We start from the raw sequence: 13,899 nt of genomic DNA, 5'->3' as shown, positions 1-13,899 counted from the left end.
AGCGTCGCCGAACGTCAGTTGCATGGATGATTCCTCAACACGAGGCGAGTAGTGTCGCGCATCTGCCGTGCTTTGTTCAGAGGTTCCTTAGTTCTTTTGCGTGGGCAGCCCTTTCCTGCATAGGGCAAGATTGGTTCGCGCTGCGCGTACGATTGCCAGATAGCGGTCCGCAAGGATCGGTGGCCAGTTCTCCATTACCGCTTCGTCTTCTGTCGCTGCGTCTTCCGCGTAGGCATTCAACGTTTCCAGACACTGCGCGTAGAGCGCGTTCTTGTACTGGGTGATTGCCAGCTCATTGCGGATATCTCCCTCTTCTTCCCATTCCAGTGTCGGCGCACATTGCGCCAGTACCGGGGACAGGGTGGCCAATGCCGTACTGTAGTCCTTGCGGTCGTAATGCTGCTGAAATGCAGCGCGCGTGCGCGCTAGGGCGTTGCGGCTGCAGGCGTCTATGGCCCGCAGGTACGGGGCTTCGAAACCGCCGTTATAGCCGCACAGAGACTTGCATTCGACCGGCGTGTTGGTTGTCACGTCGATACCTTGGGCGGTCGCCGCAAACTGCACGCTGCAGTCCGTGGGCCCCGTGTCGCTTGTGGCGATGTCTTGGTTCCCATCAATCGCGCCTTCCAGAAAGCACATGGCTTGGCCAGTAGTGCTTTCCAAAGAAAACCGTAGCGATTGCTTGTGTCTGGTCAGTCGCAGATGCCCCCATCCCTTTTCGGTGATGTATTCGCCGGGCACAAGAGCGACGCTTGCTACGGGGTGATCCAGGATCGCTGCGGGTTCGGGCGCGCCGTCAGGCGGCTACGCGAGGCAGATGGCGGTGGCAAATGCCGTAGATGCAAGGCATGTCATTGTCAGAAGGCTGATCTTGTTTTTCCTGTCCATGCGTCTGCTGTGGCGTCCTGGAGGTTATGGAGCGATGGATATCGGCATCACCCTTGATGCGCATCACCGCAATGCCGCACGCACCGTCTGCAACGAGGCGGCAAACAGGTCGACGGCGCGCTTGCCATCGTTGTCCTTGATGGTCTTGTCGGCACCCCTGGCCACCACGAGCGCGTAATTGGGCGCGCTCTCGTCATTGCTTTCCTGTTCGGCGGCGTAGTGCAGCAGGGTGCGGCCCCGGGCGTCGCGGGCGTTGATGGCGATGCCCAGGCTCAGCAGAAAGTCGAGAAAGGTCACTTCCTTTGGAAACGTGTGGCGCGGTAACCAGTGATGGGAGGTGAGATTGTGCAACAGGGTTTGCTGGCCCGGTTGCAGGGCGAGCGGGTCCAGCCCCTTGGCCATGATCAGGCGGACCAGGTCTGGCTGGAAACAATAGGCCAGCGACGAACGCCCATCGGCTGCGGTGCGAGTAGCGTCCGCACCCAGTTCCAGCAGCGCGGTGATGGGGCTGTCGCCGTCGAGCGTGTGGGACAGCAAGGCCGATTGCAGCGGCGTGTAGTGCAGCGAGTCGTCGGGGTTCTGTGCGATGGCCTGCGCGTTGATGTCGGCGCCGCCGGCAACCAGCACACGCACTTTCTCGCCGGTGCTGGCGGTGTGCAGCGGAGTGGTGCCGTGGATGTCGCGCGCGTTGGGATCGGCGCCGTACGCCAGCAGCACGCGTGCGGTGGCGACGCCGCCCCAGTCGAGCATGGTGGTGCCGTTGTCCCAGCGTGCGTCGGGGTCGGCGCCGGCATCCAGTAGTGCTTCCAGCATGTCCAGATAGTCCTGCAGGCTGAGGTGGTTGCGCAGCTTGCTGTCGACGTCTTTCACCGCCTCCTTGCTGGCTTGCTGCAGGGCACGCTTGGCGGCGCGATAGCGCGCGCGGGTCGGTGCATCCTTGGCGTGGGCAATCATGGCATCCAGCGCGTCGAGGCTGCCGATGCTGATGCTGTCGACCAGGTGCTGACGGTATTGGGCGCGGGTCATTGCGGCGATGGGCCCGCGGGTGACCACCAGGTCGTGCAGCGGCCAATAGCGCTGATTGGTCCAGCCGTTGACGCGTGCGCCGTGGTCGATGAGCCAGCGCACGGTGGCCAGCGTGCTGTGTTTGACCGCCGTATTGAGCGGTAGCAACCGTGTGTTGAGCGTTGCGCCGGCCGTGAGTAGGCGCGCGATCATGGCCGTGTTGTCGTGCCGGGTGGCGTAGTTGATGGCGGTGGAAAATTCCTGATCGGACGCGATGTGCTCGCTCAGCCAGTCGCTGTCCGGCGTGCAATCGGGCACGGCGCCTGCCAGCAATGCCGCCTCGATACCGGCGAGCGAATTGGCGCGTGCGGCGTCCAGCAATGCGCGATCGGCCGCACTGCGCTCCACTACCGGCACTGGCGGTGTGTCGTTGTCGGGCTGTGCGGGGTCGCGCTCCAGCCAGGCAAGCCACGCCTTGGCGCCGTTGCTGCCGGCATCCAGGTAGAAGGTGTCGTTTTTTTGGCCATTGCCGAAGCGCATCCACGAGGCCCATTCGGTGCCGGCCATGCCCAACGCCGACATCTGGGTAATGAAGCTGAAGAAATCCGGGGCCAGCGCCAGGCCGTGCAGCATTTCCAGCTCGTGCGAAAAATAGCGCACCGGTTGCCTGGTGGGATCCGGGTGCGTGGTGTCGATGGTCAGCCAGTCGCCATTGATGAGGGTGTAGAAGGCGAACTGGTGTTCCCACAGTGCAGGGCTGTTGGGTGCTTCGGACAGGTCGCGATTGGCCAGCTCCTGCTTCCAGTCCAGAAAGACGGGCAGGGCCATCGTGTCGATGTGGGTCAGGCTCCACACCGCGTCGCGGTTGCAGCTCATGGATGGCAGGTCTTGCTGCTCCATCGCGCGCAGGTGCGAGGGCACGTACCAGCCGAAGGTCACCTCTGCCGACAGCTCGCGCAGGACGCGACGCAGCTGTGTCGGGATCGGCAGGTGGTGACGGCGTTCGATCGACAGCAGCTGACGTTCGGTTGCAGGCGGGGCGATCCGCAGCGGCGTCATCTGCCAGTGGCGCTTGCGGGCGATGGCTTCCATCCAGCGCCATTTCGCCTGCCACAGGGTCCAGCGTGTCTGCAGTGCGGTGTCCTGCGGTGTGCAGGCGCCGAGCAATGTGGAGGTGGCCAGGGCCATAAGGCCGGCCTCGAGAAGCTTGCGGCGTGAGAGCGTGATCAGAAGCGGTTCCTTGCGTCTGGCGACGGGGCGAGGCGTCTGCCAGCAAGGATGCACGCAGCAATGCTAAACGCGCGACAAGACCTTGCCGCATCGGCTGCGGGCGCGGGTGGGGATGTCGGCCAGGCGGCCGCTGCAGGTGCTGCATTGCGCTGGAACCCTGGGCGATCTCTGGCCGCGGGTGGGGCCGGGGCGGCGCAGGTGTCGCACGGTTGCGTAGGATAGGCAGCACGGAGGCACCAGCATGGACCCGACATCCCACCACCAGGATCGCCTGGCTTCGCGCACACGGCTCTACGCGCTGTTGGCGCGAGAGGCGCGCACCGGCGTGATCTTTCGGCGTGGGCCCAGCAAGCAGGTGCAGCTCATCCGCTGGGATCGCGCCACCGACAGCTTCGAGCACGGGCAATGGTTCAAGGGCCGCATCTACGAGCGGCGTTGCGATCTGTCGCCGTCGGGGCGGTTGCTGGTGTATTTCGCGGCCAAGCACAAAGGCGATTTCGGCACCTGGACGGCATTGTCGCGCCCGCCGTTTCTGACCGCGTTGGCGCTTTGGCCCAAGGGCGATGCCTGGGGCGGCGGCGGTGCGTTCGAAGATGAGCAGACGTTGCTGCTGAATCATCGCCCGCAGGAAGGTCGCGAGCCGTTTCCGCTACCGACCGGCTTTCAGCTGAAGCACACGATGGCGGTGCGGCCATTCGGGCAATGGTCTGGCGGTGGCGAAGACGAGCCGATCGACAGCGTGCTGCGGCAGCGCGACGGTTGGCGGGTGCTCGACGCCGGTGAGGGGGAGCGGGGCGGCCTGCGGAGCGGGATGCTCTACCGCTTCACGCGCCCGCGCGTGTGGGAGAAGGACGGCGGTGGCGGGCGTCGGCTGCAATCGCTGCTGCATGCCGTGGGGCGTCAGAACGATGCGTGGTATGCGCTGGATCACCGCGTGCTGGATCGCGATGGTGCCGTGCTGGCGGACTTGCCCGGCACCGACTGGGCCGATTGGGACGGTGGCGACCTGGTGTTCGCGCGTGGCGGCTGCCTGTATCGGCTGTGCAAAAGCGATTTTCGGCGCTATCTGGAGGACGGCGAGCAAGTGGTTCGGCTGCTGCATGACTTCAGCAATGCGCGGTTTGCGCCGGTTGCACCCACGGCGGAGGCGCTGCGCTATTGATCCGCTGCGCAAAACGCCAGCGCGCTGCAGAGTTTGTAGCTAACCAAGCGGCAGCATGCGTCGCCGTGCTTGATGCGCCGCGCCGATGTGCCCACCTTGGTGATGGATCGCGCTGCATAGTTTCATTCGCCTGCGCGCCCGCAGACGTGCCGCAGCGTTGCAATCAGGTGCTGTCTTGCGCGCGCAGGTGAGCGAGCAGCAGCGGGTGCAGCACCGGTGGCATCGGCAGCTTGCGCAGCCCCTGTTCCCACTGCTGAAAAAACGGCGCCAGCACCAGGCGATACCAGACACTTCGCTGGCTGCGTTCGGTTTGCCGTGCGCGCAACTGTTCGACCAGTGCCTGCGCGCGTGGCTGTTCACCGCACTCCAGGTGGTAGAACGCGAACGCCAGCAACACGCTCTCGGGGCTGGCGAACAACACCTCAGGCGGAACCACGCCGTTTGCGTCGCCTTCCATCCGTTGCAGCCAGGTGTCGGCGGACTGCTGGAACCAGGGCCCAGCCAGTTGTTCGTCGATGACGCCGAAATAGCGCGCATCCAGGCCGGGCAGCGCAGCCGCCAGGCGGTCCAGCCCGGCGCTTAGCGCGGCGTCGCTGTGGTCCGGTTTCAGCGCCCAGCCGCCGTAGGCGCCCACGTCCGCGCTGTCCAGGATGTCCTTGCCCAGGAAGGCGGTTGCGGTATCGACAACATGCAGATCGTGCAGCTGCGTGGTCGCCGCACGCTGCTGCCAGACCAGCAGGCGTGCATGCTGCATCCCCACCTGGACGATCAGCTCACCCAGATCCGGTTCGTAGATGGTCCACAGACACTGACGGCTGCCACCGCGGTCGCGGATCCATTGCCAGCGATGCTCCTGTTCAACCGGCACAGGCGACCAGCCAGTGGCTTGCAGCGGTGCGCCCAGGCGTTGTTCGACCAGCAGCGGGAGCAACTCGCGGGCACGTGCTTGCTGACGCTGGGCCTTGTCGCGCGCTGCGCGCAGCGCTGTTGGTGTGCGCTTGGGTTACAGGAAAAAACGCAAGCCGATCACGCGATCGATCTCGCCGAGTACAGCGTTGTCGTCCGGCCGCGGCAGGGCCAGGTCTTCGGGCGCGTCACGCCGAGGCTTGAGTCCACGGCGTGCGGCCAGCGCGCGCAGGGAGTGCAGTGTGTCGGAGGCGAGCAATCCATCCAGGGTGGGCGGGATACCGTCGTCGACGTCGAAGGTCTCGTCCAGCCAGCCGTTGACCAACAGGCCATAGCAGTCGGTGAACAACGCGGTGTCATCGGCCTGGTCGGCGAGCATCAAAAGATCACCGAACACAGTTGCCAGCGGCAGCGTTTGGCCGATGTCTGGTTGGCGGTAGACCACGCGTGCCTGGTCTTGCCAGTGCAGATAGACCTCGCCATGCGCGTCCTCCAGCCAACCCGGTGCCTCGGCGGCCAGGGCCTGCGCGCGCAAGGTCGCGTCGTCGATCTCCTCGGCCGCTGTACGCACCAGCACGCCATGACGCAGTAACTCGGCGTGCAGCCGGAACCAGGTCAGGCCGGTGTCGTAGCGCGCCTGCAGCCGAAGCAGGCTACGCATGAGCGCTGCCTTGTGCGTGCGACGCAAGGTGCTGCGCTCGAGCAAATGGATGCAGCGCTCGACCAACTCCTCAATAGCGTGTCGTGACATCCGGGCGTCCTTTGCGTCAACGGTAAACATCCACGCATCATCATGCCAGCGGGGTGGGCAACCGGGTGAGCGGGAGTCGCAGGGGGGGAACTCCTGGCGCTTGGCGCGGATCAGCGTGCCTGTTGGTGCGCTGTTGCGCACTTTCCATATCAGGGCGTCGTCTGTTATCAAGAACTGTCACGTCGCGCCGCTATTACCAGCTCAATGGAATCGCTGGATTGCGATCGTGGAGAATGTGTTTAACAAATTGACTCGATTGCTTGTCTTGTCTCTGGCGTCTGCGGTGCCCGCCATGGCCGCGGAGCCTGCGTCCTCGCCCACCGATGGTGCCAGCGCGCGCATCCGGATGTTTGGTCAAAATGGCATTGGTATCGTGCTGTACAAGGATGCGGTGTGCACGGCCACGTATGGCGAGAAGGTACGCGCATCCGGTTCGCTGAAAAGCGCTTTCGGTTCGTTGATGGGCTCGGTGAAGAATGAGTCGATCGGCATCCCGGAGACAGAAAATACGCGTCATCTGCGCGACCGGAAGATGATCGGTTCCAAGCCGTTCTACAAGGAATACGCGATCGAGCCTGGTAAGCCGGTCGTTGTGGAGGCGGGTGCGAGCTCGCCGGCGCATTGGAGTCAGTCGCCTGGGTACCACATTGGCTGGAGCTGCGGCGCATTGCTTGCTTCTACGTTTGTTCCGGAACCTGGCGCAGATTACGAGGTGGCCTTGAACCTGGATTTTCGTAGCTCGGTTTGCACGCTGGCGGTCAATCGTGTGGATGCGAACGGTCAGGTCAGTCCGGTGGATGTTGCGCCGGTTGCAAAAGACTGCAAGTAACTTGCAGCACATCGGCGCAGCAGAAACAAAACAGGTGCAGCACAAGCGCTGCACGATTGGCCGTGGCAATTTACGAGTGCTTGATCGAATCCCTTCACGCTCGTTAGTGCTGGCGACGTGTATCGCCGCAATTGCCTGGGTAACCCCTGCGGCTGTCGCGCATCCGGGTGGATTGAACAAGCAGGGCTGCCACAACGATCGCAAGAACGGTGGCTACCACTGTCACCGCTCCGCCAGTGGCGAAGGCAAACCGACGGCCGCGGCCGAGCTGCTTGATCGGTCCCCGTGGATCCCATCGACCGGGGCGGTCTTCCGCAATTGCGCAGAAGCACGCGCAGCGGGTGCTGCACCGGTGCAGCGTGGCGATCCAGGATATGGCCCACATCTGGATCGCGACCATGATGGCGTGGGATGCGAACCGTCGCGTCGGCGCTGATGCACCACGCCATCCTGCGTGCTGATCACTGTCACGTGTGGCGCATACGTGTTGCGAGCATGGGCCGTGCATCTGTCCTGGATGCGTGACCCAGGATCACCACTCACCAATCCGTCGGCGCGTAATCCTTCAAAAACTGCCCCCACACGTGCTCGCCGGTGTTGAAGCCGTGGATGATCGGGTCGACGATGCGGGCGGCGCCGTCGACGATGTCCAGCGGCGGGTGGAAACGTTCCTGCTGCACCTTGAGCGCAGCGATGTCGGCGGGATCTTCATCAGTGACCCAGCCAGTGTCCACGCTGTTCATGTGGATGCCGTCGTTTTGATAATCGGCGGCCGAGGTGCGCGTCATCATGTTCAATGCGGCCTTGGCCATGTTGGTATGCGGGTGACGGGTGGTCTTGAAATTGCGGTAGAACTGCCCCTCCATCGCCGAGACATTGACGATGTGTTTGTCGCGCTCGGGCGTGCGCAGCATCAGCGGCTTGAGCCGCGCGTTGATGATGAAGGGCGCGATGGCGTTGACCAGTTGCGTTTCCAGCAGCTCGACCGACGGCACTTCGGCCATCAGCAGGCGCCAGGAGTTGCGTCCGCGCAAGTCGACCTGCTGCAGATCCTGATCGAGACGGCCTTCGGGGAACAGGTGCTCCTGCCCGACCAGCTCGTCGTCCAGCAGTGCCACCTGCGACAGCTCGGCGGCGCGGGTGAGGCCATCGGCATCGGCCAGGCCGCGTCCATGCACGGCCGGCAGCGCGGTAGCCGAGGCTTCGCGCAATAACTCGGGCGTGCGCAGGCCTTCGTAATGGCCAACGAGCTTTTGGACGGCGTCCGGCAGTGCATCCAGTGCGGCGGTTTCGTTGGCCATCATGTGCGCGTAGAACTGCGGCGGGCGGCGCACCGTCTGACAGGCGTTGTTGATGATGAAGTCCAGCCGCTCGCGTGTGGCCAGCAACTGGCTGCAGAACGCCTCGACGCTGGGCGTGTGGCGCAGATCCAGGCCGAACACCTGCAGGCGATGACCCCACTGCGCAAAATCCGGTTCTTCCGCGTAGCGCGCGGCCGAATCGCGCGGGAAACGCGTGGTGACGATGAGCTCGGCGCCGGCGCGCAACAGCTTCAAGCCGGCCTGATACCCGATCTTGACCCGTCCGCCGGTGAGCAACGCCACGCGGCCGCGCAGGTCGGCGGTTTCGGTGCGCTTGAAGAAATTCAGCTCGGCACAGGCCGGGCACATCTGATCGTAGAAGTGATGCAGCTGGGTGAACTTCTGCTTGCACACATAGCAGTGCCGCAGCTCGGGCGAATGCATCGGCTCCGGCGTCTCGGATGCGTTCTCGCCGTTGTGCGCGTCGTGCAGTCCAGCGGCGTGCGGCGGGAATACGTTCGGTGTGCTGAACACCGGCTTGCGCCGCAACGCACGGATACCACGCTGTTCGAGCAGCGCCTCTGCCTTGCGCACCTTCTCCTGATGCCGCTCGCGCTCGCGCTGCTTGAGCAGCTGCCGGCGCGCCTTCGGCTCGGGGTGATAGACCTTGGCCACCACCTGGTGCAGGCGCACGCGGTCGGCTTCGGGCAACGCGTCGAGCACGCTGCGGTCGGCCTCGATGGCCTCCAGTAGATCCAGCGCGGCGCGCAGGCGGTCGGTCAGGGGCAGGTCGTCGGTGGGCGGGGGTGCGGGGGGCGTGGTGTTCAAGGTAGATCCGAAAGAAGCGGCACAGGCCGTGGCAAGGACGGCGGGCAGCCGGGAATGCACAAAGGGACGCAGGTGAGGACGACAGCGGGCTGCCGGCTGGCGGCAAGCGATCGGCCGCAACTCGGGCATTTTCGCCGATTGTGGGGCCGCGGCGCCAATCGACGGGTGGGAGGGGGTGCCAGGTGCCCCGGATACCTGATGCGTGTGCTCTGCGAGAGTTCTGTTGCCAAAGCCATCTGCTCGCGTCAAGCGTCGCCAAGCGCAACAGTGGCCACCTGCAGCCGTCCCGTGATCGCGCGCTAGCAGGCAGCGCATCAGGGAGCGCGCTGCGACCTGCTGAAGCGACTTTTGCGGTAAGCACGCGCTCTGATTGCAGGCCCGCTCACGTGTTTTCCAACATGGCTGGGCTACGGTGCTTGCCTGTTCTGCAGTGCAAGGAAACACCATGGGCCTGCTGGTCGATGGCAAGTGGCAAGACCGTTGGTACGACACCGATAAGAGCGATGGGCGCTTCGAGCGTTCGCAAGCGCAATTTTGCAATTGGGTGACGCGCGACGGCGCAGCGGGGCCGCATGGGGATGGTGGATTTCAGGCGGCAGCGGGGCGTTATCACCTGTATGTGTCGTTGGCGTGCCCGTGGGCGCATCGCGCCTTGATCTTTCGCCGCCTCAAGGGGTTGGAGCCGCTGATCGATGTGTCGGTAGTGAATTGGTTGATGCGCGACCAGGGCTGGACGTTCGATCCCGGCCCGGGTGTGGTAGCCGATCCGATTCACCACGCCACGCGCCTGTACGAGGTGTATCTCAAGGCCGACCCGCATTACTCCGGACGCGTGACCGTGCCGGTGTTGTGGGATCGCGAGCGCAACACGGTGGTGAGCAACGAGTCAGCCGATATCATCCGCATGTTCAATAACGCCTTCGATGAAGTTGGTGCGGCCGAAGGCGATTTCTATCCGGCCCCGTTGCGCGAGCAGATCGATGCGCTCAACGCGCGCATCTACGACACCGTGAATAACGGCGTTTACAAGGCGGGCTTTGCCACCACGCAGCCTGCCTACGAAGCAGCGGTAGCGCCGCTGTTCGAGACGCTGGATTGGCTGGAGACGCACCTGGGTGAGCAACGCTATCTCTGCGGCGCCACGCTCACGGAAGCAGATTGGCGGCTGTTCACGACGTTGATCCGGTTCGATGCGGTGTATGTCGGTCACTTCAAATGCAATCTGCGAAGGATTGCCGACTATCCGCAGTTGTCCGGATTTCTGCGCGAGCTCTATCAGATGCCCGGTATTGCAGACACCGTGAACTTTCAGCACATCAAGGGCCACTACTATCAAAGTCACGACAGCATCAACCCGACCGCTATCGTGCCGATGGGGCCGGTGCTGGATCTGCATGCAGCGCATGGGCGCGGTGGTTGAGACGCAGCCGGCCGTTTTGGACTAACGCTTCGCTGCATCCCGAATGATCAACGTCGCCGCACCCACCGAGATGGCGTCTTCGGCAACACCGGTACTGGTCTGGCCGTAGCGCTCGATCGCACGCATGCGCGCATTGAAGGTGAGATAGGCGGCGGCCACCGCAGTGGTGGCGCCGAGCAATGCCGCGATGCCACGTTGTTCGCGCGGTGCCAATGCGGTGCCGACGATGACACCTGTGGCGATGCGGGCAAGCATGCCGGGCAGCACGATGCGGTCCGGGGCGGTTTTCATCTTGTCGCCGGCGAGCTCGCCGCCAGCCAGTGCCAGCATGCCGGCCGATGCCAGGGGATTGGCGAGCAACGCCGACGCGCCATTGTCGGCGGGAAGTTTGCCGGTGCGTGCCGCGTTGGCCACTGCAGCCAGTGGGGTCATCGAGCGCATGCCGGCGACGGCGCTCATCAAAATGGAGTGGATCAATGCCATGTGCACCTCTGCAAGGGCGCGCCGACGGACTCCCACGTGGAGCCAGCAGGCGCGCATCAGGTTGTTGGTGCTCAGAGCCTAGGAGGCCGGATGTCTGCGCGATGGCAAGGCGGTGCCAGTGTGATGTGTGCTTGCGTAACGACATGACGCGCTCGCTTGACGCGTGGCATCACGTGCGAGCGATAAGTGCCTGTGTGGTCGTGCGCAATGTAGCAGCGGCGGCGGCCATGCCACATTGCGTCTTGACGCTGCCTGGCCATGCAGGCGCGGCAGCGCTTGCCATCGCCAAGACCGGTCAGGGTTGCTTTGCAAAGCTGCCCGCGCGCCACGCCATCCACAACACGGTCAGACCGACCGCCAGGCAGATCAGCACGCCGGGCAGCGAGGCTTCCGGGCCGAAGGCACCGCCGGTGAGCCATTCGGGAAATCCGGGACGGGCCGTGCTGCGGGCGATGGACGGGCCCATGTCGGTTCCGGAAACCGCTGCACCAAACAGATAGCCCTGGGTGAAGTTCCAGGCGATATGCACGCCGATCGACATCCAGATGCGGCCGGTCAATGCGTAGAACGCGCCCAGCAGGATGCCGGCTTCCAGTGCGATGCAAATCGCCGCAAACGCCGTTGCATGCGGGTTGGCGATATGGCCGAAGCCGAACAGTGCAGCAGAGGCGGCGAACGCCACCCATGGGCCGAACGCGCGCCATACCAGGCGCAGAAAGATGGCGCGGAACAACAGCTCTTCGACCACCCCGGCCTGCAAGGCCTTGCGCACCGCTGTCCAGGCCGGTGCCGGGCCGAGTGCTTGAATGTCGTACAGCCCGAACAACGCCATGCTGCCCATGACCGCGGCGAACATGGCCGTGCCAACAACTAGGCCAATGGTCAGCTGCGGCAGCATCGGGCGCAGCGCAAGCTCGCTGGCGCGTCGCCCTTCGGCCAGGTGCACCGCCAACACGTAGACCGCCAATCCAACCGCGATGCCGATCAGGCTCGCGACCAGTTGCAGGGGGCCGGAGTCCTTGGGCAGCAGGCTGCCGATGCCTCTGCCGGCCATGGGCGCCAGCGTTGCGACCACCACCAGCAGCAGGACCGCCCAGGCAATCGCTCGCAGCCAGCGTAGGCGGCCGGGATGCAGAAATTTGCGCTCGCCCAGCGCGATCCGGTGGGGCGTGTGGCTGTGCGTGGCCAGTGCGCTATTGGCAACCGATGGCGTGGGTGCGTGCATTGGGGACGTCCTGTGGGGTGGTTGCTAGCGGGTGGTTGAGCGGAATGAGGCGTCTGAGGCGGCTGCGATACGAGTCGCGAATGAGCGGTGCTGCAAGGCGGCGATGGCTTCAGCAAGGACAGCGGAGAGCGCAACGGACAGCTCCCGATCGAGCTGTGCGGCGGCTGCGTTGGTCGCGGCCCATTGCTGTTGCAACGCAGGCACCATCTTTTTTGCCTTCGGCGTCAGTGCCACGATGCGTTCGCGCGCATCGGCCCCTGGCCTCAACACGGTGAGCCGTTGTCGGGTCATCTGCGCCACGGTCTGGCTGGCAGCGGAGTGGGTGATGCCGATCTCCTGCGCTAGAGCCTTGATAGGCAGCGGCCCGGATCGCAGCAGGACGCGCAGGACGGGTGTGTAGCGCGGCCGCCAGTCCAGCCCTGCAGCGGCGTAGACCGCTTCCAGATCGCCATCGAGCAGCTCGATCAGGTGACGGACCAGGGTGCCTAGGATCGGAGATGGTGCGCTCATGACTCAAATGTATAAGCGCTGTTGTATTTGCGCTATGTGCCCTAAGTGGGGGGCATCAACGTCAGCTGGGTGAGGTGGTCGGAGGTGCTGCGTAGGCTGATGTGCTGTGTTCCGGAGAGAGTGCGGTGGTGGAGAGATCCGGGCGGAGTTGCACGTGATAGCGCTTGACCTCGACCTCGAACCCTGCGCCCGGCAGTGTCGGCGCTGCGGCCATCAGCGAACACGCTGCGAGTGCCAGCAGCGCAATTGCCCGTCGCGACATCGGGACCTTGCATCCAGCCAGCACCCGATGTTTCACCGCTCGCTCCGATCAGGAGTCTTTATCCCGAGCAAGGCCTTCAAGCCGTGGGTGGCGCCGCGTGGCCCGATGGTCAGGTGGTCCTCGTCATTGAGCACGTCCAGCTCGACCTGCAACGACGGATAGTGTCGCGCGCGCAGTGCCTGTGCCATGTGCTGTGCATCGATGACCATGTCGTAATTCTGGTGGTAGCGCACCTGCTCGTACTCGCCGACGTACATGTACACCTGCGCCGGCAGGTCGGTATGCGAGGCGGCAAAGCTTTTTTCCTGCGCCACCATCGCGTGCTCGCCGTACCAGTACGATGGGCTGCCCAGGATGTAGCCGGCAAACATCTCCGGTGTGCTCAACAGGATCTGCGTGCCCAGCAGGCCACCGTACGAATGCCCCAGATACAGGCGGCGCTGTTCGTCGGTTCGGTAGCGGTTGGCAACGAATGGCAGCACGCGATCGCGCAGGTAGCGGATGTAGTCGGCGCTCTTGCCGTGGGTGGCAACGGGCGCTGCGGTTGGGCCATCTTCCGGTGTGGGCGTGTAATCGCGTCTGCGGCTCGGCATGGGCTCGTCGCCGAGTGCGTAGGACAACCCAACCAGAATGAAGTCCTCGATGGCTGGCCCTTCGCCGTTCAAGCGACGCGCGATCTGCTTGACCAGTGGAAACGCATAGTCGCCATCGGTGGCATACAGCACCGGGTAGCGGCGCTGTGGATTGTCCGCATAGCCACGTGGCAGGGCGACGAAGACCTGGTAGGTGCGACCTGTCGCCGGATCGGGCACGTCCCAGACCTGCGTGTCGGCGAGTTCATACGGTTGGCCCTCGCCACGCTGGCTACCGGGTGCGTGAGCGGGCGTGCGCGCTGACACCGTTGGCTGTGGCGTCGCTGCTGTAGCCGGTGTTGGCGGCGGAGCTGGTGCCTTGCCGCAGCCAGCCAGAAGCAATATTCCCAATCCTGTTGATGACAGCTTATTCAAGACAGCCTCCTGCGTGGCGCTAGAGCGAAATGTTGTTGCAGTAGTGCAGATGACATCTAGACGAGGAGACGCGGCGAACCGCGCGCACCAGC

At 64.2% G+C, this 13,899-nt stretch carries 14 protein-coding genes; 4 read left to right on the top strand and 10 right to left on the bottom strand.

The genetic code is table 11. The annotated features are described in order from the left end of the window. Positions 1-87: 87 nt before the first annotated feature. Together XdyCFBP7245_RS17490 and XdyCFBP7245_RS17485 are read right to left on the bottom strand one after the other, a co-directional pair. The gene (locus XdyCFBP7245_RS17490) at positions 88-741 is read right to left on the bottom strand and encodes a hypothetical protein (protein WP_244907848.1); all 654 of its coding nucleotides are present in this window, start codon (positions 739-741) and stop codon (positions 88-90) included. 210 nt (positions 742-951) lie between these two features. Further along, a complete protein-coding gene (locus XdyCFBP7245_RS17485) occupies positions 952-3,081 on the bottom strand; it encodes an ankyrin repeat domain-containing protein (RefSeq protein WP_104616780.1) in 2,130 nt (709 codons plus the stop codon). 283 nt (positions 3,082-3,364) lie between these two features. Here XdyCFBP7245_RS17485 and XdyCFBP7245_RS17480 point away from each other — a divergent pair, with 283 nt between their 5' ends. After that, a complete protein-coding gene (locus XdyCFBP7245_RS17480) occupies positions 3,365-4,285 on the top strand; it encodes a hypothetical protein (protein WP_104616779.1) in 921 nt (306 codons plus the stop codon). A gap of 163 nt (positions 4,286-4,448) precedes the next feature. Here the strand turns inward: XdyCFBP7245_RS17480 and XdyCFBP7245_RS24555 are convergent, their stop codons facing one another. Together XdyCFBP7245_RS24555 and XdyCFBP7245_RS24550 are read right to left on the bottom strand one after the other, a co-directional pair. Continuing rightward, positions 4,449-5,216, bottom strand: a complete 768-nt coding sequence (locus XdyCFBP7245_RS24555) for a hypothetical protein (RefSeq protein WP_244907847.1) — start codon at positions 5,214-5,216, stop codon at positions 4,449-4,451. A 72-nt stretch (positions 5,217-5,288) separates the two neighbouring features. Next, positions 5,289-5,852, bottom strand: a complete 564-nt coding sequence (locus XdyCFBP7245_RS24550) for a hypothetical protein (RefSeq protein ID WP_244907846.1) — start codon at positions 5,850-5,852, stop codon at positions 5,289-5,291. Between the two features lie 382 nt (positions 5,853-6,234). Between XdyCFBP7245_RS24550 and XdyCFBP7245_RS17470 the strand changes: the two genes are divergently transcribed. Then, the gene (locus XdyCFBP7245_RS17470; RefSeq protein WP_372469621.1) at positions 6,235-6,771 is read left to right on the top strand and encodes a hypothetical protein; all 537 of its coding nucleotides are present in this window, start codon (positions 6,235-6,237) and stop codon (positions 6,769-6,771) included. Next, a complete protein-coding gene (locus XdyCFBP7245_RS24860) occupies positions 6,713-7,207 on the top strand; it encodes an excalibur calcium-binding domain-containing protein (RefSeq protein ID WP_104616777.1) in 495 nt (164 codons plus the stop codon). Before XdyCFBP7245_RS17470 ends, XdyCFBP7245_RS24860 begins: the two co-directional genes overlap by 59 nt. Before the next feature lie 103 nt (positions 7,208-7,310). On the opposite strand, the gene XdyCFBP7245_RS17460 is transcribed toward XdyCFBP7245_RS24860, so the two are convergent. Continuing rightward, on the bottom strand, positions 7,311-8,900 hold the full coding sequence (locus XdyCFBP7245_RS17460; protein WP_104616776.1) for an SDR family NAD(P)-dependent oxidoreductase: 1,590 nt from the start codon (positions 8,898-8,900) through the stop codon (positions 7,311-7,313). A 445-nt stretch (positions 8,901-9,345) separates the two neighbouring features. On the opposite strand from XdyCFBP7245_RS17460, the gene XdyCFBP7245_RS17455 reads away from it, so the two are divergent. Continuing rightward, positions 9,346-10,320: a glutathione S-transferase family protein gene (locus XdyCFBP7245_RS17455; RefSeq protein WP_104616775.1), complete on the top strand. Its 975-nt coding sequence runs from the start codon at positions 9,346-9,348 to the stop codon at positions 10,318-10,320. Positions 10,321-10,341: 21 nt separating this feature from the next. Here the strand turns inward: XdyCFBP7245_RS17455 and XdyCFBP7245_RS17450 are convergent, their stop codons facing one another. From XdyCFBP7245_RS17450 to XdyCFBP7245_RS17430, 5 genes are all read right to left on the bottom strand, one after another. Next, complete coding sequence (locus XdyCFBP7245_RS17450) at positions 10,342-10,803, bottom strand: DUF4126 family protein (protein WP_170068696.1); 462 nt, start codon at positions 10,801-10,803, stop codon at positions 10,342-10,344. A 295-nt stretch (positions 10,804-11,098) separates the two neighbouring features. Beyond that, positions 11,099-12,028 carry a CPBP family intramembrane glutamic endopeptidase gene (locus tag XdyCFBP7245_RS17445; protein WP_104616774.1) on the bottom strand — a complete coding sequence of 310 codons (930 nt, stop codon included), beginning with the start codon at positions 12,026-12,028 and terminating at the stop codon, positions 11,099-11,101. A 24-nt stretch (positions 12,029-12,052) separates the two neighbouring features. Beyond that, positions 12,053-12,538 carry a MarR family winged helix-turn-helix transcriptional regulator gene (locus XdyCFBP7245_RS17440; protein ID WP_104616773.1) on the bottom strand — a complete coding sequence of 162 codons (486 nt, stop codon included), beginning with the start codon at positions 12,536-12,538 and terminating at the stop codon, positions 12,053-12,055. 61 nt (positions 12,539-12,599) lie between these two features. Beyond that, entirely contained in the window at positions 12,600-12,800 is a 201-nt protein-coding gene (locus tag XdyCFBP7245_RS17435) for a hypothetical protein (protein WP_244907845.1), read from the bottom strand. Positions 12,801-12,832: 32 nt separating this feature from the next. Beyond that, positions 12,833-13,777: an alpha/beta hydrolase gene (locus XdyCFBP7245_RS17430; protein WP_244907851.1), complete on the bottom strand. Its 945-nt coding sequence runs from the start codon at positions 13,775-13,777 to the stop codon at positions 12,833-12,835. Positions 13,778-13,899: the final 122 nt, after the last annotated feature.

This window comes from Xanthomonas dyei (assembly GCF_002939865.1).
Classification (GTDB): Bacteria; Pseudomonadota; Gammaproteobacteria; order Xanthomonadales; family Xanthomonadaceae; genus Xanthomonas; species Xanthomonas dyei.
The sequence above is the reverse complement of the archived record's forward strand: the minus strand, read 5'-3'. Positions and strand labels throughout refer to the sequence as shown.